The organism is Bradyrhizobium frederickii (assembly GCF_004570865.1).
GTDB lineage: Bacteria > Pseudomonadota > Alphaproteobacteria > Rhizobiales > Xanthobacteraceae > Bradyrhizobium > Bradyrhizobium frederickii.
The window spans coordinates 380,510-402,517 of the sequence record NZ_SPQS01000003.1 but is presented as its reverse complement, the minus strand read 5'-3'; the positions used below and the strand labels follow the sequence as shown (position 1 = coordinate 402,517).

Genomic DNA, 22,008 nt, shown 5'->3' with positions numbered 1-22,008 from the left:
AGACGTTTTTGTAATCCCCCTCGCATCTGCCAAGCCGCGACATGCTTAACATTGGGCAAAAGAGGCGCAGGTAATTCAGTGTGTCCCCGCAACTCACTCCGCGGTTCTGCTCTGCGGATTGTGCAGCCGGCCGGCAACGGCCCGAACTTTTCCCGGCGATGCCCGCCAGATCGCGAGCGCCGACAATCCGCTCACGATCATCGCGATCCCGAAGGCGAGCGTGTAGTCGCCGGTGCGATCATAGAGCACGCCGGTCAGCCACGGTCCGGCCGCACCGCCCGCGAGCGCGGCGAGCATGATGGTGCCGAAGATGCTGCCCTGGTGCCTGCCCTGGAAAATCTCGAACACGACCGCACCCATGATCGAGGTGAGGCCGTAGCCGAGCGCGCCTTGCGCGAACACCATGAGATAGACGAGCCAGAGCGAGGGTTGATACTTCAAGCCGATCAGGGCGGCGAAGCAGATCACGAAGCCCGCGCAGCTGATCGCCCAGACCCACTCCCGTCCGATGCGGTCGGAGACATGGCCCAGCACGATCTGGCCGGGAATGCCGAGCAGGCTGACGATGCCGAGCGCCCACACCGCGACGGAAGGGCTGAAGCCGATGTCGAGCAGGAACTTGGTCTGATGCACCTGCACCGCGTACCAGATGTACAGGCCGGAGAAATAGCCGAGCGCGATCCACCAGAAGCGCGTGGTCGCGACGGCGCGCTTCAGCGTCCAGTCGGTATTGACCCAGACCGGATCGACGATGTTGGAGACCGGTTGGGCACCGCCGGCCGCCGGGGCGGCATCGCCGTCCGGTTCGAGGCCGATGTCCTGCGGGCGCTTGTGCAGCAGCAGGTTCACCGGCGCCAGCACGATCAGGACGAGCAGGCCCATCGCGGTGCAGGCGGTGCGCCAGCCGGTCGCTTCGATCATGTGCTGCACCCATGGCAGCAGCGTCACCGAGCCGATGCCGACGCCGGCGAAAGCGATGCCGATGGCGAAGCCGCGCTTGCGGATGAACCAGTTCGGCAGGAACAGCGACTGGCCGGAATAGCCGAGACACACCGAGCCGGCACCGACCATGACGCCGATGGTGACATAGAGATGCCAGGGCGCGCTGGTGAGCGGCGCAAGCAGCAAGCCGCCGCCCATCAGCACCACCCCGAGCTCCATCACCGCGCGCGGGCCGGCGCGGTCCATCAGGCGGCCGATCAGCGGGCTGACCACGCCTGACACCACGAAGCCGAACGAGAACGCGCCGGCGGTAACGCCACGCTCCCAGCCGAACTCGGAGATGATGGGCGGAAAGAACAGCGAAAAGGCGGTACGCGCGTTGACGCCGATGGCCATGGTGACGAAGGTCACGGCGACCACGACCCAGCCGTAGAAGAACGGAAGCCGCATGATGTGCTTGTTTCATCCCTGGACGATCCTTCCGACCATCCGGGGATGCCTGGGTCAAGCGCTTTTCGTGCATGCCCGTCGCGCCGCGCGCTCAGGCGGCGTCGCGCCGTGACCGTTTGACGGGGGCGTCGAACAGAATCCGCTCGATCGGGTGCGGGCGGCCGAACAGATAGCCTTGGGCGAAATTGACGCCGAGCGCTTTCAGCCGCTCGTACTCCTCGCGGGTCTCGACGCCTTCGGCCGTCACCGACATGTCGAGCCCGCGCGCCAGCGTCACAATCGCGGAGATGATGGCGGAGTTGCGCGGCTGGTGCGTGAGATTGCGGATGAACGACTTGTCGATCTTGATCTTGTCGAACGGGAACGCGGTCAGATAGCTGAGCGAGGAATAGCCGGTGCCGAAATCGTCGAGCGCGAGCTCGATGCCGAGATGCTTGAGCCGCTCCATGAAGGCGTGGTTCTCGCTGCCGCGCTCCAGCAGGACGGATTCGGTGATCTCGATCTCGAGCCGGTGGGGCGGCAGGCCGGAATCCGCGAGCGCCGCGCCGATCATCTCGAACAGCTCGGCTTCCTTGAACTGGATCGGCGACAGGTTGACGGCGACCGCGAGATCGGAGGGCCAGCCGGCCGCATCCGCGCAAGCGCGCCGCAGCACGAATTCGCCGAGCGGCACGATCAGCCCAGTCTCCTCCGCAAGCAGGATGAACTGGTCCGGCGGGATCAGGCCGCGCGTCGGATGCCGCCAGCGCACCAACGCCTCGAAGCCGCGCCGCGCCCCGCTGAGGGCGTCGACGAACGGCTGGTAATGCACCTCCAGCTGGCACTGCGCGATGGCATCGCGCAGATCCCCCTCCAGCGTGTTGCGGGCCTCCAGCTCGGCCGACATTGCCTCGTCGTAGATGGTGAAGCAGTTGCGGCCCGCCGATTTCGAGCGATAGAGCGCAAGGTCCGCCTTCTTCAGCAATTGCTCCTGATCGCTGCCGTGATCCGGCGCGATGGCGATGCCGATGCTGGTGCCGATCTCGACGCGGTGGCCGGGCAGGAGGAACGGTTCGGTCAACAGCTTGGCGATCCGCGCCGCCAGCTCGGTCGAGCAGGCACGCTGATCCGCGCCGGCCTCCTGGATGACGGCGAACTCGTCGCCGCCGAGCCGTGCCAGCACGTCGGTGGCGCGCACCGCGGATTTCAGCCGTTGTGCCACCTGGCGCAGCAGCGCATCGCCGGCCCCGTGACCGAGGGAATCGTTGACGTTCTTGAAGCGGTCGAGGTCGAGCATCAGGATCGAGAACGGCAGCCCCCGCACACCCAGCTGGTTGTTCATCTCGTCGAGCCGGCTGAGGAAGAAGGCGCGGTTCGGCAGTCCGGTCAGGACGTCGGTTTGGGCGAGCTCGAGCACCCGCCGATTGGCCAGTGACAGCCGCCGCGAATTGCGGCTCGCCAGCATGAGATAGGTCGACAGCGACAGCGTGAGCAGCATGCCGACGATCAGCACCGCGCCGGCGCGATCGTAAGTCGACTCCAGCGGACCGCCGGCGGTGGGAACGGCCCGCACCTGCCAATCGGTATCGCCGATCTTGAGGCTGCCCGACCAGTGCAGCGCCCGGGCGACGTCCCGCATCGACTGCGGCGCCCTGGCCGCCGACGAATAGTCCGGCAGCATCTGCTCCAGGCTGACGATCTGCCCCGTGAAGGGCGGATAGACGTTGATGCTGACCGCGGGGCTTGCTCCGGTGGTGACGCGAATGACCTGAATCAGCAGCGGCAGGTCGAAGATTCCGATCACGAAGCCGGCGAGATTGCGACGCCGGTCCGCGACCGTCTCGCGCGATGTCCCCTTGGCGTAAACGGGAACGGCAACGAGGACGTCGGGCAGCCGGCCTCCCTCCCTCGGTTCAAACAGGCGCGTGCGGATGGCTGCGACGTTGTCGTGGTCGCGCGCGCGTTCCAGAACCGCGCGGCGCTCCGGAACGGTGGCGTAGTCCATGCCGTAGACCGACGAGGTCTTGGGCTGGGTCGAATAGAACACCGGAAAATATTCATCGCTCTGCGGCGCCGTCGCAAAGCTCTCGCCCTGAAGCGACTTGATGTGATAGCCGGAGACGCCGTCCGTACTCGCCGCGGCCTCGTAGTCGGAGCGCTCCTTGCGGCTGACGCGCGGCAGCCAGGCAACGCGCAGCATGCCGGGATGGCGTTCGAACAGGCGGGTACTGAAGGTCTCGAACTCGCTGCGGGTGACTTCGTCGTTGGTCGATTCGAACAGCGTGCGCAGCGCGAGGAGCCTCGATATGTATTCGCCCATGCCGTTCTGCATGACGATGGCTTCGGTCTCGGCCGCGTTCTCGAACTCGATCCTGTTGACGCGATCTTCCCACCGCGCCACGGCGGCCGCGCCCACGACCGAGAACAGAAGACCGACGCCGACCGCGACGAGCGCGGGGCGATACAGCCCGAGCAGCGGCGCCGCGCGCCACCATCCGGTCATACGCCCCCGATCCTGATCGTGCTGATCGCGATCGCCCATCTCTAAAGCCGCCGTCCCCTGGCCCGCAACAAACCGAACCTCTGGTTGAGGCATCGATCCGGCTATCGGAACAAGACGGCGGTTAAGAACTGCACAATTTCGGAACCGGATCGTTCCGCAATGCACGGATTAGTTAATGAAGTGCGCGAACGATCCGGCATAGTGGAAACAAGTTGCCGATTTTGCCCGGAGTACTACGGATCGTCGACACCGTGCCGCTTAGCGAGCTATTCAGGCTCGCAGGGATATGTTGCGGAAGGTTTCCCAACTATCCGGCAAGACCTTTCCGATGTATCGATTTCGATCGACGAGATCCGTCATCCTGACCTGCGTGCTCCTGGCGGCGACCGCGCTCGCGGCCGGGGCCGAGGAGGCCGGCGTCAGCGAGGATGCGATCCTGTTCGGCCAGGCCGCCGCGCTGGAAGGTCCCTCCTCCGCGCTCGGACAGCGCATGCGGCAAGGCATCGTCGCAGCATTCACCGAGATCAACGCCAGGGGCGGCGTGCACGGCCGCAAGCTCCAGCTCATCAGCCGCAACGACGGCTACGATCCCGATCGTTCGGCGGCCCAGACGCTGCAGCTGATCGAGGACGACAAGGTGTTCGCGCTGATCGGCGCGGTGGGCACGCCGACCGCGATGGCGACAATTCCGATCACCAGCGCCAGGAACGTTCCCTTCATCGGCCCGTTCAGCGGTGCCGAATTCCTGCGCGACCTCGAGCTCACGAACGTCGTCAACATCCGCGCGAGCTACAGTGCGGAGGCCGAAGCGTGGATCAAGCACCTCACCGAGGATCGCCACTTCACCCGCATCGGCATTTTCTACCAGGACGATTCCTTCGGCCGCGACGGTCTGAGGGGTGTGAAACGCGCGCTCGCCAGGCGAGGCCTCGAGCTCGCCGCCGAAGGCACCTTCGAGCGCAACACCCGCGCGGTCAAGGCCGCCTGGCGAACGATCAAGCGGGCCGAACCCGAGGCCATCGTGATGGTCGGGACCTATGGTCCCTGCGCGGAATTCATCAAGCTCGCACACCGCAGCGGCTTCTATCCGACCTTCGTCAACATCTCCTTCGTCGGCGCCGTCGCACTCGCCAGCGAGCTCGGCCCCGAGGGCGAAGGCGTCATCGTCTCGCAGGTCGTGCCGTCTCCATGGGATCGCTCGCTCAAGCTCGTCGCCGACTACCAGGCGGCGCAGAAGGCGGTCGATCCGACGCAGACACCGGACTTCGTATCGCTGGAAGGCTACCTCTCCGGCCGCCTCGCGGCCGCAGCGCTGGAAAAGGCCGGACCGGACCCGACCCGCGCAAGCCTGCTGCGCGCCATCAACGATATCGGCCGCTTCGACATCAGCGGCAGCACCGTCAACGTCGGCATCCGCATGATCGACGCGCCGCCGAAAGTGTTCCTGACGGTGATCCAGAAGGATGGAACGTTCAAGCCGGTGGACCGGCTGTAGGGCCCTTCATGGCCGCCGCGTCCAGCGCTCGGCGTTGACCGCGCCCGGCGGGACCTCGCCCTTCACGATCGCTCCGACCTGCCGCACGGTTTCCAGCGACTGATATTCGATCGCCTGCGGCGTCAGCCCGCCGACATGGGGTGTGGCGATCACGTTCGGCAGCTTCGCCAGCTCGGGTGTCGGCATCTGGTCCGGCGCGCGGCCGACATCGATCGCCGCACCGGCGATGCGGTTCTCGCGCAACGCCCGCGCCAGCGCCGGTTCATCGACGAGATTGCCGCGCGAGAGGTTGATGAAGACGGCATGCCTCTGCATGCGCGTCAGCGCCGCCTCGCCGATCAGATTCTCGGTCTGCTCGTTGGCGATCGCAAGGCAGACGACATAGTCCGATGCCGCGAGCAGCTCGTCGAGGCCGACCTGCCGGATCGCGGCATCGCTGACATCGGCGAAAGGATCGGAGACCAGCACCTCCATCCGCAGCGCCTTTGCGATCCCAGCGAGATAGCGCCCGATGCTGCCATAACCGATGATGCCGATCGTGCTGCCGGCGAGCTGGCGGCCCATCCGCGCCTCCGGCTGGCGGCCGGCCTGGTAGTCCGCCGTCGTCCGCGACACGCCGCGGGAGAGATCGACCATGAAGCCGAGCGCGAGCTCGGCGACGGCCTGCACGAAGCCGGGACCGGCGCGGGTGACGAGCACGCCGGCCTTCGAAGCCGCTTCCACGTTGACGTTGCGGATATCGACGGCACAGCGGACGAAGGCGCGCAGACGCGGCAGCTCGGCGAAGATTTCGCCGCGGCCTTCGGTCATGCGATCGGCGACGATGATGTCGGCGTCTTTCGCCGCACGCACGAGGCCGGCGGCGTCAAGGGGTTCGTCGCTTTCGTGCAGAATGACCTCGGCGGCCGCCCGCAGGCCGTTCAAGCTGCGGTCGCCGTAATAGTTGCGCCGCATCTGCGGCGTGTGAGCGAGCAGAACCTTCACGACTGGGACTCCTTCAGCAACCGATGCCCGCGGCAGCGCCGTCGAAATCTGGCACAAGGCCAGCTGCGGCAGGCATCCTGTCACAATTTGCCGCAGCGCGCAGCGTGATCCAGCGCACAGACGGACGCATGGCGGCCCCCTAGAAAAAGTGACATCATCGCGCGTATTGCCGTTGGAGGTGACATGATGCGCCGTCCAGTCTTTTCAAATCTCATAGTTGCATCCGGTTTTCTCGCCCTCGCCCAGTTGATGACGCCGACGGACGCCGCGGCCGAAGCGCGGCTTGCGCTGGTGATCGGCCAGTCCGCCTATCGCACGGTGCCCGAGCTGCCCAACGCCGCCAACGACGCCAAGGGCATGACGGAACTGCTCGGCAATGCCGGCTTCACCGTCACCACGGCGGCCAATCTGGCGCAGAACGAGATGCGCACGGCGATCTCGGATTTCGCCGGCAAGGTCGGCGCCAGCGGCGCCGACACCGTCGCGCTGGTGTTCTATGCCGGCCACGGTCTGCAAATCGACGGCGAGAACTATCTCGTTCCGGTCGACCTCGATCCCAAGCGCGAGGCCGACATTCCGCTCCAGGGCGTGCGCCTCAACGACCTGCTCAACACGCTCGGCGCGCTGCCGACACGCGCGCGCATCTTCATGCTCGATGCCTGCCGCAACAATCCGTTCCCGGCGCTGAGCGGCGCCGGCCACGGCCTTGCGATCGTCGACACCAAGGCCGGCGCGCCCGGCTCCTTCATCTCCTATTCGACGTCCCCGGGCGCCGAGGCCGAGGACGGCAACGGCATCGACAGCCCCTACACCACGGCCGCGCTGACCATCGCCAAGCAGCCCAACCTGCCGATCGAGGAAGTGTTCAAGCGCATCCGCGTCGCGGTCGCGCAGTCGACCGACGGACGGCAGATCCCGTGGGAAAGCTCCTCGCTGACCACCGACTTCAGGTTCTTCGGCGAGAGCAGCGGCAGCACGCCCGCTGTTCCCGGCGCATCCGCGATGGCGCTCGCCAGCGGCACGCGCAGCGTCGAGGACTGGCGCAAGACCTTGCGGGGCAAGCCGGCCATGGCCGCCTACGAGCTCGTGATCACTGAGGACACCGTGGAGGCGTATCAGGCCTATATCGAGCTGTACGCACAGGACACCCGCACGCCGCGTCTGCGCACGGTGCTGGAACGGCGCCGCCAGATGCTGGCCTGGGAGCGCGCCACCGCGATCAACACCCGCGCTTCGTTCGAGGCCTATCTCGCCAACTGGGACAACAGCGACCTCGCCGCGACCGCGCGCCGGCTACTGCTGCGCGTGCAGAACCGCAATTATGGCGTGCCTGTCGCCGCCGCGGCGACCCCGGTCGCGGTCGCGATGGCTCCGACCTGCCCGTGCTCGACGCCGACGGCACCGGCGACGCCGGCCAATCCGAGCGTCGCGCCCGTGATCAAGAAGCGCGTCGACGACACGCCGCCAAAGCGCAAGGTTGTCGAGACGCCGCCGAAGCGCCGGCCTCCGCCTGAGGAAGTGGTCTACGAGCGCGCCCCGCCCCCCGGCCCGCCGCCCGCTGCCATCATGCAGGGCGTCGGCATCGGGATCGGCATCGGCATGGGAATGGGCGGCCGCGGCGGCGGCGACCATTATCGCGGCGACTACCGCAGGTACTGAGACGATTCCGGCACGGACATCGCACCGGCTCGCGCCCCGCGCGAGCCGGTTCTATTGCGCCAGCGCCGGATAATCGCGCTGGACGGCCTCGCGGACCCAGCCGGCCTGAATCGCGCGAAACAGGATCTGCGCGGTCTTGGCGTCGTCGGCCTTCATGCAGAGGTCGACGATGCGGCGGACCGCATCGTCGCGCATCAGATCGTCTGCGATCTTCATCGCAATCTCCATCGCGACGCGGGCGGCACGTTCGTAGCGCTCACGCTCGCGCTCGGCAGTCCGTGCGGAGCCGCCGACGGCCTCCGCGCCCGCTCTGGCAGCCTCGCAGATGTGACGAATGCGCTCCGCCGCCTCGATATCGCCGATCGGCCCCTGGATCGGCTCATCCCAGATGTCGGCCGGCTGCCGCCTTGCGAACCACTTCATTGCCCCCACCATTGGTCTTCGTAGGCTTGCGCCGTCAGGACGTGCGGCGCGGCCCGATCGCCTCGAACTGCGCCTTCTGCTCGTCGTTGAGCGTGGCGTAGAAATCATCGAGCGCCGCACGCACCGACTTGATCCCGTCCAGCATCGCATCGAGCCGCTTGCGGATCGTGGCCATGCGGGCCGGCGGTGTCATCACCTCATTGGGCTCGCAGGCCGCCTTGAGCGATGCGCTGACCTTGGCGCTGGTATCCTGCAGCACCTGGAGCGCCGCGCGCTGGGTGTCGCTGGGGCGAAGTCTTTCCTCGATCGTGGCGCCGGGCCAATCGAATGCGGCGGGCACACTGCAGGTCTGCACCGACGATCCGCCCGCATTGTTCGCACGACGCTGATCCTCGGCCAGCGCATTGAAGCGCGCCTTCTGTTCGTCGTTGAGCGAACCATAGAACTGGTCGAGCGCGGGCTGGACCAGATCGACCGCCTTCTGCATCGCCTCGATGCGCTGCTGCATCGCCGCGAGCCGGCCGGGGGCCGTGGCGGCGGCCTGCGTCGGGCAGGACGTGCGGATCAGCGCTGCCGCGTCGACGGAGGCGTTGCCGAGCGCATCGAGAGCGGCGCCCTGCGCATCGGTCGGCTGCACCGCGGATGCAATCTGATCGATCGGCAGCCCGGCGATGGCACGGTGGTCACTGCCGCAGAGCTGATCGAGCGGCGCGCTGCGGGCCCGCCGTCGTCCCTGCGGCTGCTGCGGCAGATAGGCCGACAGGCGATCATAGCCGTAGGGGCCGAATATTCCGGCATAGATGTCCGGATAGCCGTAACCCCAGAAGCCGAGCCCGTCGCCCCAGATCGTGTAGTCGTAGAGGTCGTTATAGGCGAACGGCCAGAACAGCGGCCCGACCCAGCCATAGCCGCCCCCCGCATGTTGCCACCATCCGCTGCTTGCGCCGCTCCAGCCGGCCAGTGCGGCCGCCGCGGCGAGCTGCGCACGCGCCGCCGGATTGCTGATCAGCCGGCCATTGCGGAATGCGCCGGCGTTCAGAGCGTTGCGGAAGTGCGCCGGCCGGATCGCGGCATTGCGGATCTGCCCGAAATTGGGGCCGCCGCGTCGGGCACCGCTGGTAAACCGCATGCCGCGATGATGGCCGCCGCCATGCGCGTGGCCATGGCCACGGAAATGGCCGCCGCCATGATGGCCGCCACCGTGATGGCCGCCGCCGTGCCCGCCTCCATGGCCCCCGCCATGTCCGCCCTTCGCCAGCGCCGCGCCCGCCAGCATGCAGGCAAGTGCCATCGCGGCAATTCCAACGACCGGTCGCACCATCGCACCCTCCCGCGCAAAGCCCTGCCATCCAGGCATCGGAAATTGGCGGGAATTGGAACCAGCAGGATTGCCGAAAGTTCCCGGTCTCCCCGCGGGGGCCGCGCTACGCCTCCGGCACGATCTTGCCGGGGTTGAAGATGTTGAGCGGATCGAGCGCCTTCTTCAGCGCCCGCATCGCATCGAGCGCCTCGGGGCCGAGCTCCGCCTTCAGATATTTCTGCTTACCCTGTCCGATGCCGTGCTCGCCGGTGCAGGTGCCGTCCATCGCCTGCGCGCGCTCGACCAGGCGATGCATGAATTCTTCGCCGCGAGCCATCTCGTCCGCGTCGTTGACGTCGCAGACCAGCGAGCAATGGAAATTGCCGTCGCCGACATGGCCGACGATCGGCGACAGCAGGTTGAGCCGCTTGAGATCCTCCTCAGTTTCGCTGACGCAATCGGCAAGCCGCGAGATCGGCACGCAGACGTCGGTGGCGACCACGCCGATGCTGTCACCGGGCCGCAGCGCCTTCACGGACCAATAGGCATCGTGCCGCGCCTGCCACAGCTTGGTGCGATCCTCGGGCTTGGTGGTCCAGGAGAAATCGCCGCCGCCGCACTCCCGGGCGATCTCGCCGAACGCCTTGGACTGCTCGGCGACCTCGATCTCGCTGCCGTGGAATTCCATCAGCAGCAGCGGCGTCTCCGGCAGCGTCAGCTTGGAATAGACGTTGCAGGCCTGCACCTGCGCGGCGTTGAGCAGCTCGATGCGCGCCACGGGAATGCCGGTCTGGATCGCCAGAATGACGGCCTGACAGGCCCCGTGCACGCTCTCGAACGACACCGCGCCCGCCGCGATCGTCTCGGGGATGCCGCGCAGGCGAATGGTCAATTCCGAGATGATGCCGAGCGTGCCCTCGGCGCCGACGAACAGATGCGTCAGGTCGTAGCCCGCGGACGACTTCTTGGCGCGCGTGCCCGTGGTGATGATCTCGCCGTCGCCGCGCACCACCTTCAGCGCCAGCACGCTGTCGCGCATGGTGCCGTAGCGCACCGCGTTGGTGCCGGAGGCGCGGGTCGAGGCCATGCCGCCGAGCGAAGCATCGGCGCCGGGATCGATCGGGAAGAACAGGCCCTGGTCGCGCAGATGCTCGTTCAGCGCCTTGCGGGTCACGCCGGGCTGGATCACGCAGTCGAGGTCCTCGGCATGCACCGCGAGTACCTTGTTCATGTCGCGCAAATCGATCGAGATACCGCCGGCGGGCGCGTTGACCTGGCCCTCGAGCGAGGTGCCGGTGCCGAAGGCAATGACCGGCACGCGGTTCTTGGCGCAGATCCGCACCACGTCCTGGATGTCGGCGGTCTCCTGCGCCATCACCACGCCGTCGGGCGGCTGGTTGGGAATCCAGGTGGTGGTATGGCCGTGCTGCTCGCGCACGGCCTGCGAGGTGATGAGGCGGTTGCCGAAGCGTGCGGCAAGCTGCTCCAGCGCGCTCGCGAGGGCTTTCGGCTCCGGCCGCGGCGGATTATTGGTGATGGTCGTACCCACGGAATTCCTCCCGAAAGAAGAACCGTGGCAAAGGACATAAAACCGGTCAAGTCAAGCGACCGGACGCATAGCTGGAAGGAAACATGCCGGAGACCGCCGCCCTGACGCCCAAAGCCGAGCCGTTCCGCGCCTCGATCATGCAGATCGAGCCGCAATGGATCGACTATAACGGCCATCTCAACATGGCCTATTACAACGTGATGTTCGACCGCGCGATCGACCAGCTCTGGAGCGAGCTCGGGATCGGGCCGACCTACATGAAGGAGCGAGGCGGCTCGACCTTCACGGCCGAATGCCACGTGCGATATTTGCGCGAGATCCACCTCGGCGATCCCGTGCAGATCCTCGTCTGGCTGCTGGGGGCCGACGACAAGCGGCTGCACACGTTCGAGGAGATGCGGCACGCGAGCGAAGGCTGGCTGTCGGCCACGTCCGAGAACATGTCGCTGCACATGGACATGAATGCGCGGCGCGTCGCGCCGTTTCCGCCCGATATAAGCGAGCGCATCGCTGCGGTCACCAAGGCCCACAGCGTCGTGCCGCGGCCTGAGGGCATCGGCCGGAGCGTGGCGATGCCCGCGAAGCGGTAGTTTCAAAGCGCTGCCGCAGCGTTATGGCCGCGGTCTGAGCGCGCGCCTCGCCCTTCGAGACGACCGCGGAGCCTGTCATCGGGCCGCGCCTTTGCGCGGACCCGGTGGCGGTCTCCTCAGGATGAGGCTAAGCAGCATTCGCGCTCTTCGAGACTGCTGCCGCACACTCTGCCTCATCCTGAGGGCCCGCCGAAGGCGGGCGTCTCGAAGGATGCGCCGCGGGGAAAGCGCTATATCCTGTTGCGGCCGCGCGCCAGGCCGACGACGGCCGAGACCAGGAACAGAACGATCGCGATGAAGAAGATGATCTTGGCGATCTCGATCGAAGCGCCGGCGACGCCGCCGAAGCCCAGGATGCCGGCGATCAGTGCGATAACCAGAAACGTCACAACCCAGCCTAGCATGGTCAAACCCTCGTCTTGATGTTGTCTGCGTCCGGCGCGGCTCGCCGCACCACCTGCCCAGACAATCTCAAGGCGGGAACGATGGTTCCGACCCCGGCAGGGAGGAAATTCGCAAGGCGCGCGGGAACAAATTGGCCCGCCGCGCACGTGGAAAACCTCTTTTCGGCGCCCCATATAGGCACCATCCCTGTTAGAAGGCTCCCTTCCGCCACCCCGCGGTGCCATCGTGGGGCCAATGATTCGCATGACCGAGCCGAGCAAGATCACCAGCGTACCCGATCACCAGCCCGCAGCCGGCGGCATCGCCGCGCGTGCGCGCGCCTCGGTGGGCCCGAAATATCTGTCCGGGCTCAATCCGGAGCAGCGCGAGGCTGTGGAGACGCTGGACGGCCCGGTCCTGGTGCTGGCCGGCGCCGGCACCGGCAAGACCCGCGTGCTGACGACGCGCATCGCCCATATCCTGAGCCAGGGCCGCGCCCGTCCCGCCGAGATCCTGTCGGTGACCTTCACCAACAAGGCCGCGCGCGAGATGAAGCACCGGCTCGGCCAGATGCTCGGCCACGCCGTCGAGGGCATGCCGTGGCTCGGCACCTTCCACTCCATCGGCGGCCGCATCCTGCGTTTCCATGCCGAGCTGGCGCAGCTCAAGTCGAACTTCACCGTGCTCGACGTCGACGACCAGGTCCGATTGCTGAAGCAGCTACTTCAAGCCGAGAACATCGACGACAAGCGCTGGCCGGCGCGCATGCTCGCCGGACTGATCGACGGCTGGAAGAACCGCGGCCTGATGCCCTCGCAGGTGCCCTCGGGCGAAGCCGCCACGTTCGCCAACGGCAAGGGCGGCAAGCTCTATGCGAGCTACCAGGAGCGGCTGAAGATTTTGAACGCAGCCGATTTCGGCGATCTCCTGCTGGAGAACATCCGCATCTTCCGCGAGCACCCGGATATCCTCCGGCAGTACCAGCAGCGCTTCAAGTACATCCTGGTCGACGAGTACCAGGACACCAACGTCGCGCAATATCTGTGGCTGCGGCTGCTGTCGCAGGCGCCGTCTTCTCCTTCCTTCGCCTCTCCCCGCGTGCGGGGAGAGGCTGACGCACCCGGCAGCGCAATTGCGCGCCAGAGTGCGGCGGGTGAGGGGGACTCTCCGAGCACCGCGCTCGTGGAGACTCCCCCTCATCCCGACCTTCTCAGTGCGAGCGAAGCTCGTCACGGCCCCGCATCCGCCTTCGCCAAGGCTTCGGCGGACATGAGCGGGGAGAAGGAGAAAACCAAGAACATCTGCTGCGTCGGCGACGACGACCAGTCGATCTATGGCTGGCGCGGCGCCGAGGTCGACAACATCCTGCGCTTCGACCACGATTTCCCCGGCGCCAAGGTCATTCGCCTGGAGCGCAATTATCGCTCGACCGGCCACATCCTCGCCGCCGCCTCGCATCTGATCGCACACAATGAAGGCCGGCTCGGCAAGACGCTGCGCACCGAGGACCAGGACGGCGAGAAGGTCACGGTCACCGGCTCGTGGGATTCCGAGGAGGAAGCGCGCGGCATCGGCGAGGAGATCGAGCAGCTGCAGCGCCGCGGCGAGAAGCTCAACGAGATTGCGATCCTGGTGCGCGCCTCCTACCAGATGCGCGAGTTCGAAGACCGCTTCGTCACGCTCGGCCTGCCCTACCGCGTCATCGGCGGCCCACGCTTCTACGAGCGCGCGGAAATCCGCGATGCGCTGGCCTATTTGCGCGTCATCAACTCCCCGGCCGACGACCTCGCCTTCGAGCGTATCGTCAACGTGCCCAAGCGCGGCCTCGGCGATGCCACGGTGCAGATGTTGCACGACCACGCCCGCAAGCGCCGCATTCCGCTGTTCGAAGCGGCCCGCGCCGTGGTCGAGACCGACGAGCTGAAGCCGAAGGCACGCGGCTCGCTTCGCGACGTCGTCGCCCAGTTCGACCGCTGGCGCGCCCAGCGCGAGGTCACCGCCCACACCGATCTCGCCCAGATCGTGCTCGACGAGAGCGGCTATACCGAGATGTGGCAGAAGGACCGCTCGGCGGACGCGGCGGGCCGGCTGGAGAACCTGAAAGAACTGGTGCGCTCGATGGAGGAGTTCGAGAACCTGCAAGGGTTCCTCGAGCACATCTCTCTGGTGATGGATCGCGAGGGCGGCGCCGAGGAGGATGCGGTGTCGCTGATGACGTTGCATTCGGCCAAGGGGCTCGAGTTCGACAATGTGTTCCTGCCCGGCTGGGAGGAAGGCCTGTTTCCGAGCCAGCGCACGCTGGACGAACAGGGCCGCGCCGGCCTGGAAGAAGAGCGCCGGCTCGGCCATGTCGGCCTGACCCGCGCGCGCCGCCGCGCCATGATCTATTTCGCCACCAACCGGCGCATCCACGGCACCTGGTCGACCACGATCCCGTCACGCTTCCTCGACGAATTGCCGGCGGCCAATGTCGAGATCACGGAGTCGAAGGGCGGCTCGGCCTGGGGCGGCACCGGCGGCTACGGTGCCTCGCGCTTCGACGACATGGAGGCGTTCGGCTCCAGCTACACCACGCCGGGCTGGCAGCGCGCCCAGGCCAACCGCAACCGCGGCGGTGGCCGCTCTGGCGGCGGCTTCGAGGACGAGACCGCGACGTTCTCATCCTCCTCATCGGCCGGCCCCGATTTCGGCAGCTTCTCCTCGCGCCGTCGCGGTCCCCTGACGATCGAGGGCGAGCTGGTCGCCAAATCGACCGGCACGACGTCCGAATTCTCGCTGTCCGACCGCGTCTTCCACCAGAAGTTCGGCTACGGCCGCGTCACCAAGATCGACGGCAACAAGCTCACCATCGCCTTCGACAAGGCCGGCGAGAAAAAGGTCGTGGACAGTTTCGTGCAGCGGGCGTGAGGCCCGATTTGGCTCAGTACGTCGCCATCATCGAGGATACCGATCCGGACGAAGCCGTGAGCCTGTGGTTTCCCGACCTGCCCGGCTGCATCTCCGGCGGAGACGACGTCGAAGAGGCCCTGGAGAATGCGCCCGAGGCGCTGGCGTTCTACGCGCAGGAGCTGAGCGCGGACGGCCGCCAGCTTCCCCCGCCACGGACCCTGGACGAGCTCAAGGCCGACCCGGAATTTGCGGACGACCTCAGGAACCACACGGCCGTCCTGATCGAATGGCCGGCCCGCTCCGACGCCGCCGAGTGAGGACTGTTCGCCGCACTCCCCTAGCCTTCGACGGTCCTCCCCCGAACAGGTCTTGACCATCGCGAACTTCCCCGTATCAGATAAAGCCATGGTCCGGGGCTCCATCACACTGATCTTGCTGGCATTGGGGATGCCGTCGCTCAGCGCGGCGGAGACCATGAGCTTTGGCGATTCGATCGGGCTTCTGGCCAAGAGCTGCGGTGCGGAAATCGTCGCCAATTGCCGTGGCGTCAACCCGGATTCGACCCGCCTGAAGGAATGCCTGTCGCGCAACCGCGACGTGCTCTCGCCGCAATGCGCGAGCGATTATCTCGGCGCCTTCGACGCCATCCAGAAGCGCGTCGCCGCGCGCGTCACGGTGGCGAATGCCTGCCAGCGCGAGATCGTCAAGGTCTGCGGCGGCTCGACCAAGGAGACCAGCAAGTCGGTCCCCTGCCTGGTCTCGACCCCCAAGGGCATCAGCAACAACTGCCTGAAGGCCGTCGACGAGGCGGGGTACCGCTGATGCGCGCGACGAGGCTCTTCATGGCCCCGGCTCTTGCGTTCGGCCTCGCTCTGCTCGCGGGCGCAGCCGGCGCCCAGACCGCGGCGCCGACCCGCGACGACATCGTCGGCAAGCTCAACCATTTCGAGGAGCCCGCCGAGGTCGATCTTCCCGCGCTGAAGCAGCAGGTGATGGAGCGCGCCAAGGCCAGGATCAAGAACGATCCGGGTCCGGTGAACCGGCCGCTGATCGCGCCCGATCTCGCCAAGCTGCCCGCCTTCAACGCGCAGATCCAGTTCGATGCCGACACGCCGATCATCCAGCCGGCCTCCTACCAGACCGTCGGCCGCATCGCGGACGCGCTGGTTCATTCCTCGCTGCTGCCCTACACGTTCCTGATCGTCGGCCATGTCGAGTCCAATTCGAAGACGCGCGAGGCCAATGCCATCCTGAGCCAGCGCCGCGCCGACGCGATCCGCGACGTGCTGGTAAACACGTTCAAGATCTCGACCAAGCGGCTGCATCCGATCGGCCTCGGCGAGGAGCAGTTGCTCGACCGGGCCAAGCCGACGTCGGCCGTCAACGGCCAGTTGCAGATCCTGACCTATGCCAAGCTGCCGGAGGAGGCGCCACGTCCGGCGGCGCCGGCGCCTGCGGCGAAAAAGCCCGCCAAGAAGCGCTGAGCGGAGACGGCTTCGCGCCTTTCGGAACCTTTTGAAATCCCGATCGTTTTGGTGCCTGTCCAGTACGCACCAATACGGCTTTGCGCGACAAGAGTGCCGGTTTGTGCACCGCCCGGTCCAGTGCTATAGCGACTGTTCGCCCTTCCCGATCCCGTGCTGCATGAGACCAAAATGGGTGGCTTTTTTCAGCGCCAACTTGCCGTTTACGTCGAGTACCATCGCGATCCCCGGAACACGGCGATGCATGTGGTCGGTATTCTCCTGTTGTTCACCGGCGCGGTGCTGCCGCTGACGCTGGTCAGGCTTCCGCTGTTCGGTTTCGATGTCAGCCTGGCGGTGATCCTGGCCTTGCCGGTTCTGATCTATTGGCTGCTGCTCGACGTGGCGCTCGGGATCGGCATTCTGGCGGTCTCCATCGTGCTGTTTTCGGTTGCGACCAGCATCGCGGCGCAGGTCAGCACCGCGACGATGTGGGCGATCTTCGCCGCGCTGGTGGTGCTCGGCCTCGCCGCGCAGACCATCGGCCACAAGGTTTTTGAGGGCCGCGAAGCCTCGCTGTTCACTTTTCCTTCGCATCTTTTGCTTGGGCCGATGTTCGTGATGGCAAAATTGTTCATTGCATTGGGCTTCCGTCGCGACCTTGCCGCGATTCTGGCGCCTCTTCCGACCAATTCCCTTTCAACCCGACAGCTCTAGAAGCGAAACAGCAACCTTCTGCATGGCTCTCGTCCTGGTTACCGGTGGCAGTGGCTTCATCGGACATCATCTCGTCGAAGCGCTCCGCGCCCGTGGGCAGCGGGTGCGTGTTCTCGACGTCCGTGCGCCGGCGGCGGCGAACCCCGACGTCGAACACGTCCACGGCTCGGTGCTGGACGGCGCCGCGGTCGATGCTGCGCTCGCCGGGGTCGATGAGGTCTATCACCTCGCCGGCCTGCCCGGCATGTGGGTCGCCAACAAGCAGGACTTTCATGAAGTCAATTGCCGCGGCACCGAGATCGTGCTTGCGGCCGCAATGAAGCGCGGCGTGTCGCGCTTCCTGCACTGTTCGACGGAATCGATCCTGTTCCCCTATTCCGACCTCAAAGGCGTTCCCGCCGAAGAGGCGCTGCAGCCGGCCGACGCCATGCCCGGCGCCTATACGCGCTCGAAGTCGCTCGCCGAGCATTGCGCCGCCAAGGCTGCGGCCAGCGGCTTTCCGCTCGTGATCGGCACGCCGACCATGCCGATCGGCGCCGCCGACCACAATCTGACGCCGCCGACCGCGATGCTCTGGTACTTCCTCCAGAAGAAGGTGCAGCCGCATCTCAACTTCCTGGTCAACCTCGTCGACGTTCGCGACGTCGCCATGGGCCTGGTGCTGACCATGGAACGCGGCCGCCACGGCCAGCGCTACATCCTCGGCGGCGACTGCGTTCCGCTCGGCAACATCCTGCGGATGATGTCGGCGATGAGCGGCCGCCGCCAATACCCGGTAATCGTGCCCGGCAAGCTCGCCGAGCTCTCCGGCATCGTGCTCGAATATCTGGCCAACAACTTCACGCGCAGGCCGCCCAACGGCACCGCCGAGGGCGTGCGCATCGCGCTCGCCGCGAGCGATCTTTCAATCGGCAAGGCGCGCACCGAGCTCGGCTATTCGCCGCGTCCGATCGAGCCGGTGCTGCGCGAAACCATCACCCACCTGCTCGCCCGCAACGGCCAGCAGCCCACCGGCGCCATCGAGCATCGCGCGCTGTCCTCGCGCGCGGGCTGAAACCGCCGCCCAACGCAAAGAACCTTCATGTCCTTCGATTTCAGCAAGCTTCTCTCTGTCGCCTGGGGTGGCTGGACCACGACCTGGCCGACGCAACTGCTCGCCCTGATCTGGCTGGCCTGGCTGGCCAGCTGGATCGGCGCCTCGTTCTGGCAGGGGCGCACGCAGAAGCAGGTCATGACGCTGGAATCCGGCCGCTATCGCATCCCGATCCTGGTCGGCGGCATCCTGTTCACGCCGTGGACCGCGGAAGTGCTGAACGAGAAGCCGCTCTGGGTGTTCAGCAACACCGCTGTCTACATCACGGCGCTGATCGTGCTTGCCGGCATCTCCTTCACCTGGTGGGGACGGCTGCATCTCGGAAAGTTCTGGTCCAACACCATCACCCACAAGGAAGACCACCGCGTCGTCGACACCGGCCCGTACGGCATCGTGCGCCATCCGATCTACACCGGTCTGATCGCCGGCATGCTGGCCACCGGCATCGCGGTCGGCACCGTGACCGCGATCCTCGGCGCGATCCTGATCTCGCTCGGCATGTGGCAGAAGGGCCGGATGGAAGAGGTGTTCCTCTCCAAGGAGCTCGGCGAAGACGCCTACGGCGCCTATTGCCGCCGCGTGCCGATGATCATCCCGTTCCTCTCGCCGCGGTAAGCGGGCAGTCGCCCAACCAGCAGCGCTGCTACTAGCTCCGTCATCCTGAGGTGCGAGGTTTGCGATGCGCATGCATCGCGAGCCGAGCCTCGAAGGATGCACGGCCGAGATGTAGCCGGGCCCGGGATAAATGGGCGCGGTTGGAACATTGCGTCAAGGAACCGCCCCTCCTCCCGCCCGTTAGCCCCTCGACACCTGCAACATTTGCAGAGCATCGAGCCATGTCGGATGCCTACGATTACTTTCGCGAGCACGCGATCGCCGCCCTGCGCAAGGCGCGGGCGCTGCCGCCTGGGCGGACGAAGCAGAAGCAGCGCACGGTCGCGCGGGTCTATCATCTGCTGTCCAGGGAGGCCGCGCTGGCGCCGAACATCCATCACCTCGACGATTTTCGCACGGCACGGCAGCTCGAGCGGCAGATCGGCCGTTGATCTCCGGGCACTCCTCGTCGCCGCTCGTCCCATGCAAATTCGATCGGCTGCCATTCCGCGGGAATAGGCCCTGGCGGCAGCCCGCACCGGTTGACGTCTGCCCCGTCAGCCAGTTGGATGCGCGCGCAAACAGGGGCTCCTCATGACCTTCTCCAGCATCTTCGCGCAGTTCGTCGCGATCCTCGGCGGCATGGCGCTGCAATGGCGCAAGATGACGGGCACCGAGCCCGCGCCGGCCTGGGGAGAGACCCCCGCCATTCCCGAAGCGAAGCCGCAGGGCGCGATCCCGACCTTGAAGATGCCGACCGCGCGCGGCTGGAGCGAGGGCCGGAAGCCGACCGTCGCGCCGGGTCTCAAGGTCAATGCGTTCGCGACCGGCCTCGACCATCCGCGCTGGATCGAGGTGCTGCCCAACGGCGACGTGCTGATCGCGGAGGCGACGCAGATCGCGGGCGCCCCGCGCAACGTGTTCCACTATGCGATGCAGGCGACGATGCGCCGCGCCGCCGCGCTTGGCGTGTCCGCCAACCGCATCACGCTCTTGCGCGACAAGGACGGCGACGGCGTCGCCGAACACCGCGGCGCCTTCATGGAGAACCTCAACCAGCCCTTCGGCATGGCGCTGGTCGGCGACAGCTTCTATGTCGGCAACACTGACGGCGTGATCGCGTTTCCCTATGTCGCGGGCGCCGACCGCATCACCGCGCCGGGCAAAAGGCTCACGACGTTCAAGCCGGGCGGACATTGGACGCGCAGCCTGCTCGCCAGCCCCGACGGCAAGAAGCTCTATGCCGGTGTCGGCTCTCTCAGCAACATCGCCGAAATGGGCATGGAGGTCGAGGAAGGTCGTGCCGCGGTGTACGAGCTCGACCTCGTCGCCGGCACGCATCGCATCTTCGGCGCGGGCCTGCGCAATCCCGTGGGCCTTGCCTGGGAGCCGAATACGAATGTGCTCTGGACCGTCGTCAACGAGCGCGACGGGCTCGGCGACGAGACGCCGCCGGACTATCTCACCTCGGTGCGCGACGGCGGCTTCTACGGCTGGCCCTATTGCTACTGGGGCAAGACGGTGGACGACCGCGTGCCGCAGGATCCGGCGATGGTCGCCAAGGCGCTGCAACCGGACTATGCGCTCGGCGGCCACACCGCTTCGCTCGGCCTGTGCTGGATGCCCGCAGGCACCCTGCCCGGCTTCGGAAACGGCATGGTGATCGGCCAGCACGGCTCGTGGAATCGCAGCAAGCTGTCCGGCTACAAGCTGGTGTTCGTCCCGTTCGAGAACGGCAAGCCGTCCGGTCCCGGTCGCGACATCCTGTCGGGCTTCCTGTCACCCGACGAGAAGGAATCCTATGGCCGCCCGGTCGGCGTTGCGATCGGCCCCGACAAGAAGTCGCTGCTGATGGCCGACGACGTCGGCAACGTGATCTGGCGCGTGGCGGGCGGCTAAGACGAATGGTTCGAGGCCAGCGCCGCGGCATTTTCGTCCCGTCATCCTGAGGTGCGAGGCAAGGGCGCACCGCGTCCCATGGTGAGCCTCGAAGGATGCACGGCCGACTTGCTGCAGCCGGGCCGTCACCCTTCGAGGCTCGCCGAAGAGGCGAGCACCTCAGGATGACGGTGATAGGCGCGCCGCCATGGGCGGATCGCGCCTCACCCTTCACGTCCCGACGCACAGCGTGGCGCGCTGCTTGCGCAGCAGCGCGATCACCGACAATGCCGTGATCAGCCCGGTCTTGGGATTCTCGGACGGGATATTCTCGATGCCCATAGAGAACCGCGCCGAATCCGCTTCGACCTCGATGCGGTGAACGTTGCGCGTCACGGTCGGGTCGGCCCAGACCTGGATCCGGGTCCGATCGGGCCCGATGCCCGCCAGCGACAGCGCAACGGCGACGTTGACGTTCGCCGGAAAGCCCTTCGCCGCTTCGCGCGCGCTGCCTTCGAACAGCTTGAGCGGCTCGCGCAGATTGTCGATGTCGATGTTGTTCTGCACGATGAACGGCGCGCCCTTCAGCCCGTCGATCGGCTTGCGCGTCACCATCTGGACCGAATGGATGGTGCCGATCGCGGCGGCGTTGACGGCATCGAGCCCGATCAGCGCGCCGGTCGGCACGATGATGCGGCCGCCGTTGGCGCGGGCGAGATCGACGAGATCGAAATTGTCGAGCAGGCCGCCGACGCTGACCACGACCGCGGCCTTACCGCGCTTCACCGCCGGCTCGACGATGGAACGCAGATGATTGCTCGGCGCGCATTCGACCACGATATCGGCGGCCTCGCCGAGCTGCTCGATCGGCAGCACTTGCGGCGGGCGGCGCAGGCCGCCGATGAAAGCCTGATGCTTGGCGGGATCGCGCACGGCGACAGCCGACAGGGCTAGCCCCTCGATGCCCCGATCGAGCGCGGTCGCGACCTTGGTGCCGATCGAGCCCAGGCCCGCGATGGCAACCCGCAATGCGTTGGAGGCTTTCTGTCCGGACATAGCATCCTGCTTTCTCGTTGGCTGATGTCATAGCGCAACATTTTCTGTATAAGCCAGCCC

Annotated in this window: 20 protein-coding genes; 12 read left to right on the top strand and 8 right to left on the bottom strand. The window is 66.6% G+C overall.

Annotation, left to right across the window (positions count from 1 at the left end; all coding sequences use genetic code 11):
• Window positions 1-93 precede the first annotated feature (93 nt).
• Window positions 94-1,392, bottom strand: a complete 1,299-nt coding sequence (locus E4K64_RS07400) for an MFS transporter (RefSeq protein WP_135162927.1) — start codon at window positions 1,390-1,392, stop codon at window positions 94-96.
• A 91-nt stretch (window positions 1,393-1,483) separates the two neighbouring features.
• Window positions 1,484-3,874 carry a bifunctional diguanylate cyclase/phosphodiesterase gene (locus E4K64_RS07395; protein ID WP_167771861.1) on the bottom strand — a complete coding sequence of 797 codons (2,391 nt, stop codon included), beginning with the start codon at window positions 3,872-3,874 and terminating at the stop codon, window positions 1,484-1,486.
• A 328-nt stretch (window positions 3,875-4,202) separates the two neighbouring features.
• Between E4K64_RS07395 and E4K64_RS07390 the strand changes: the two genes are divergently transcribed.
• Window positions 4,203-5,369 (top strand): ABC transporter substrate-binding protein, encoded by a 1,167-nt coding sequence (locus E4K64_RS07390; RefSeq protein WP_135162925.1) that lies wholly within the window; start codon window positions 4,203-4,205, stop codon window positions 5,367-5,369.
• Window positions 5,370-5,375: 6 nt separating this feature from the next.
• On the opposite strand, the gene E4K64_RS07385 is transcribed toward E4K64_RS07390, so the two are convergent.
• A complete protein-coding gene (locus E4K64_RS07385) occupies window positions 5,376-6,353 on the bottom strand; it encodes a hydroxyacid dehydrogenase (RefSeq protein ID WP_135162924.1) in 978 nt (325 codons plus the stop codon).
• A gap of 186 nt (window positions 6,354-6,539) precedes the next feature.
• Between E4K64_RS07385 and E4K64_RS07380 the strand changes: the two genes are divergently transcribed.
• Window positions 6,540-8,012, top strand: coding sequence for a caspase family protein (locus E4K64_RS07380; protein ID WP_135162997.1), 1,473 nt, complete (start codon window positions 6,540-6,542; stop codon window positions 8,010-8,012).
• A gap of 51 nt (window positions 8,013-8,063) precedes the next feature.
• Here E4K64_RS07380 and E4K64_RS07375 read toward each other — a convergent pair whose 3' ends face one another.
• From E4K64_RS07375 to E4K64_RS07365, 3 genes are all read right to left on the bottom strand, one after another.
• Window positions 8,064-8,435 carry a hypothetical protein gene (locus tag E4K64_RS07375; protein ID WP_135162923.1) on the bottom strand — a complete coding sequence of 124 codons (372 nt, stop codon included), beginning with the start codon at window positions 8,433-8,435 and terminating at the stop codon, window positions 8,064-8,066.
• A gap of 34 nt (window positions 8,436-8,469) precedes the next feature.
• Window positions 8,470-9,756, bottom strand: a complete 1,287-nt coding sequence (locus E4K64_RS07370) for a Spy/CpxP family protein refolding chaperone (protein WP_167771860.1) — start codon at window positions 9,754-9,756, stop codon at window positions 8,470-8,472.
• A gap of 103 nt (window positions 9,757-9,859) precedes the next feature.
• Entirely contained in the window at window positions 9,860-11,284 is a 1,425-nt protein-coding gene (locus E4K64_RS07365; protein WP_135162921.1) for an FAD-binding oxidoreductase, read from the bottom strand.
• Window positions 11,285-11,367: 83 nt separating this feature from the next.
• On the opposite strand from E4K64_RS07365, the gene E4K64_RS07360 reads away from it, so the two are divergent.
• Complete coding sequence (locus tag E4K64_RS07360) at window positions 11,368-11,874, top strand: thioesterase family protein (RefSeq protein ID WP_135162920.1); 507 nt, start codon at window positions 11,368-11,370, stop codon at window positions 11,872-11,874.
• A gap of 230 nt (window positions 11,875-12,104) precedes the next feature.
• Here the strand turns inward: E4K64_RS07360 and E4K64_RS07355 are convergent, their stop codons facing one another.
• Window positions 12,105-12,278, bottom strand: a complete 174-nt coding sequence (locus E4K64_RS07355; RefSeq protein WP_135162919.1) for a DUF1328 domain-containing protein — start codon at window positions 12,276-12,278, stop codon at window positions 12,105-12,107.
• Between the two features lie 235 nt (window positions 12,279-12,513).
• Here E4K64_RS07355 and E4K64_RS07350 point away from each other — a divergent pair, with 235 nt between their 5' ends.
• The 9 genes from E4K64_RS07350 to E4K64_RS07310 all read left to right on the top strand — a co-directional run bounded on the left by E4K64_RS07350 (window position 12,514) and on the right by E4K64_RS07310 (window position 20,913).
• On the top strand, window positions 12,514-15,165 hold the full coding sequence (locus tag E4K64_RS07350; protein WP_135162918.1) for an ATP-dependent helicase: 2,652 nt from the start codon (window positions 12,514-12,516) through the stop codon (window positions 15,163-15,165).
• An 8-nt stretch (window positions 15,166-15,173) separates the two neighbouring features.
• Complete coding sequence (locus E4K64_RS07345; RefSeq protein WP_135162917.1) at window positions 15,174-15,464, top strand: type II toxin-antitoxin system HicB family antitoxin; 291 nt, start codon at window positions 15,174-15,176, stop codon at window positions 15,462-15,464.
• Window positions 15,465-15,552: 88 nt separating this feature from the next.
• Entirely contained in the window at window positions 15,553-15,969 is a 417-nt protein-coding gene (locus E4K64_RS07340; RefSeq protein WP_135162916.1) for a hypothetical protein, read from the top strand.
• Window positions 15,969-16,631 (top strand): OmpA family protein, encoded by a 663-nt coding sequence (locus E4K64_RS07335; RefSeq protein ID WP_135162915.1) that lies wholly within the window; start codon window positions 15,969-15,971, stop codon window positions 16,629-16,631. Before E4K64_RS07340 ends, E4K64_RS07335 begins: the two co-directional genes overlap by 1 nt.
• A 171-nt stretch (window positions 16,632-16,802) precedes the next feature.
• The gene (locus tag E4K64_RS07330) at window positions 16,803-17,327 is read left to right on the top strand and encodes an Mpo1 family 2-hydroxy fatty acid dioxygenase (protein WP_167771859.1); all 525 of its coding nucleotides are present in this window, start codon (window positions 16,803-16,805) and stop codon (window positions 17,325-17,327) included.
• Window positions 17,328-17,349: 22 nt separating this feature from the next.
• Window positions 17,350-18,381: an NAD-dependent epimerase/dehydratase family protein gene (locus tag E4K64_RS07325; RefSeq protein ID WP_135162913.1), complete on the top strand. Its 1,032-nt coding sequence runs from the start codon at window positions 17,350-17,352 to the stop codon at window positions 18,379-18,381.
• 27 nt (window positions 18,382-18,408) lie between these two features.
• Window positions 18,409-19,035, top strand: coding sequence for a methyltransferase family protein (locus tag E4K64_RS07320; RefSeq protein ID WP_126255298.1), 627 nt, complete (start codon window positions 18,409-18,411; stop codon window positions 19,033-19,035).
• Between the two features lie 221 nt (window positions 19,036-19,256).
• Complete coding sequence (locus E4K64_RS07315; RefSeq protein ID WP_126255297.1) at window positions 19,257-19,466, top strand: hypothetical protein; 210 nt, start codon at window positions 19,257-19,259, stop codon at window positions 19,464-19,466.
• A 142-nt stretch (window positions 19,467-19,608) separates the two neighbouring features.
• Window positions 19,609-20,913 (top strand): PQQ-dependent sugar dehydrogenase, encoded by a 1,305-nt coding sequence (locus E4K64_RS07310; RefSeq protein WP_135162912.1) that lies wholly within the window; start codon window positions 19,609-19,611, stop codon window positions 20,911-20,913.
• A gap of 210 nt (window positions 20,914-21,123) precedes the next feature.
• Here E4K64_RS07310 and E4K64_RS07300 read toward each other — a convergent pair whose 3' ends face one another.
• On the bottom strand, window positions 21,124-21,948 hold the full coding sequence (locus E4K64_RS07300; protein WP_135162911.1) for an aspartate dehydrogenase: 825 nt from the start codon (window positions 21,946-21,948) through the stop codon (window positions 21,124-21,126).
• Window positions 21,949-22,008: the final 60 nt, after the last annotated feature.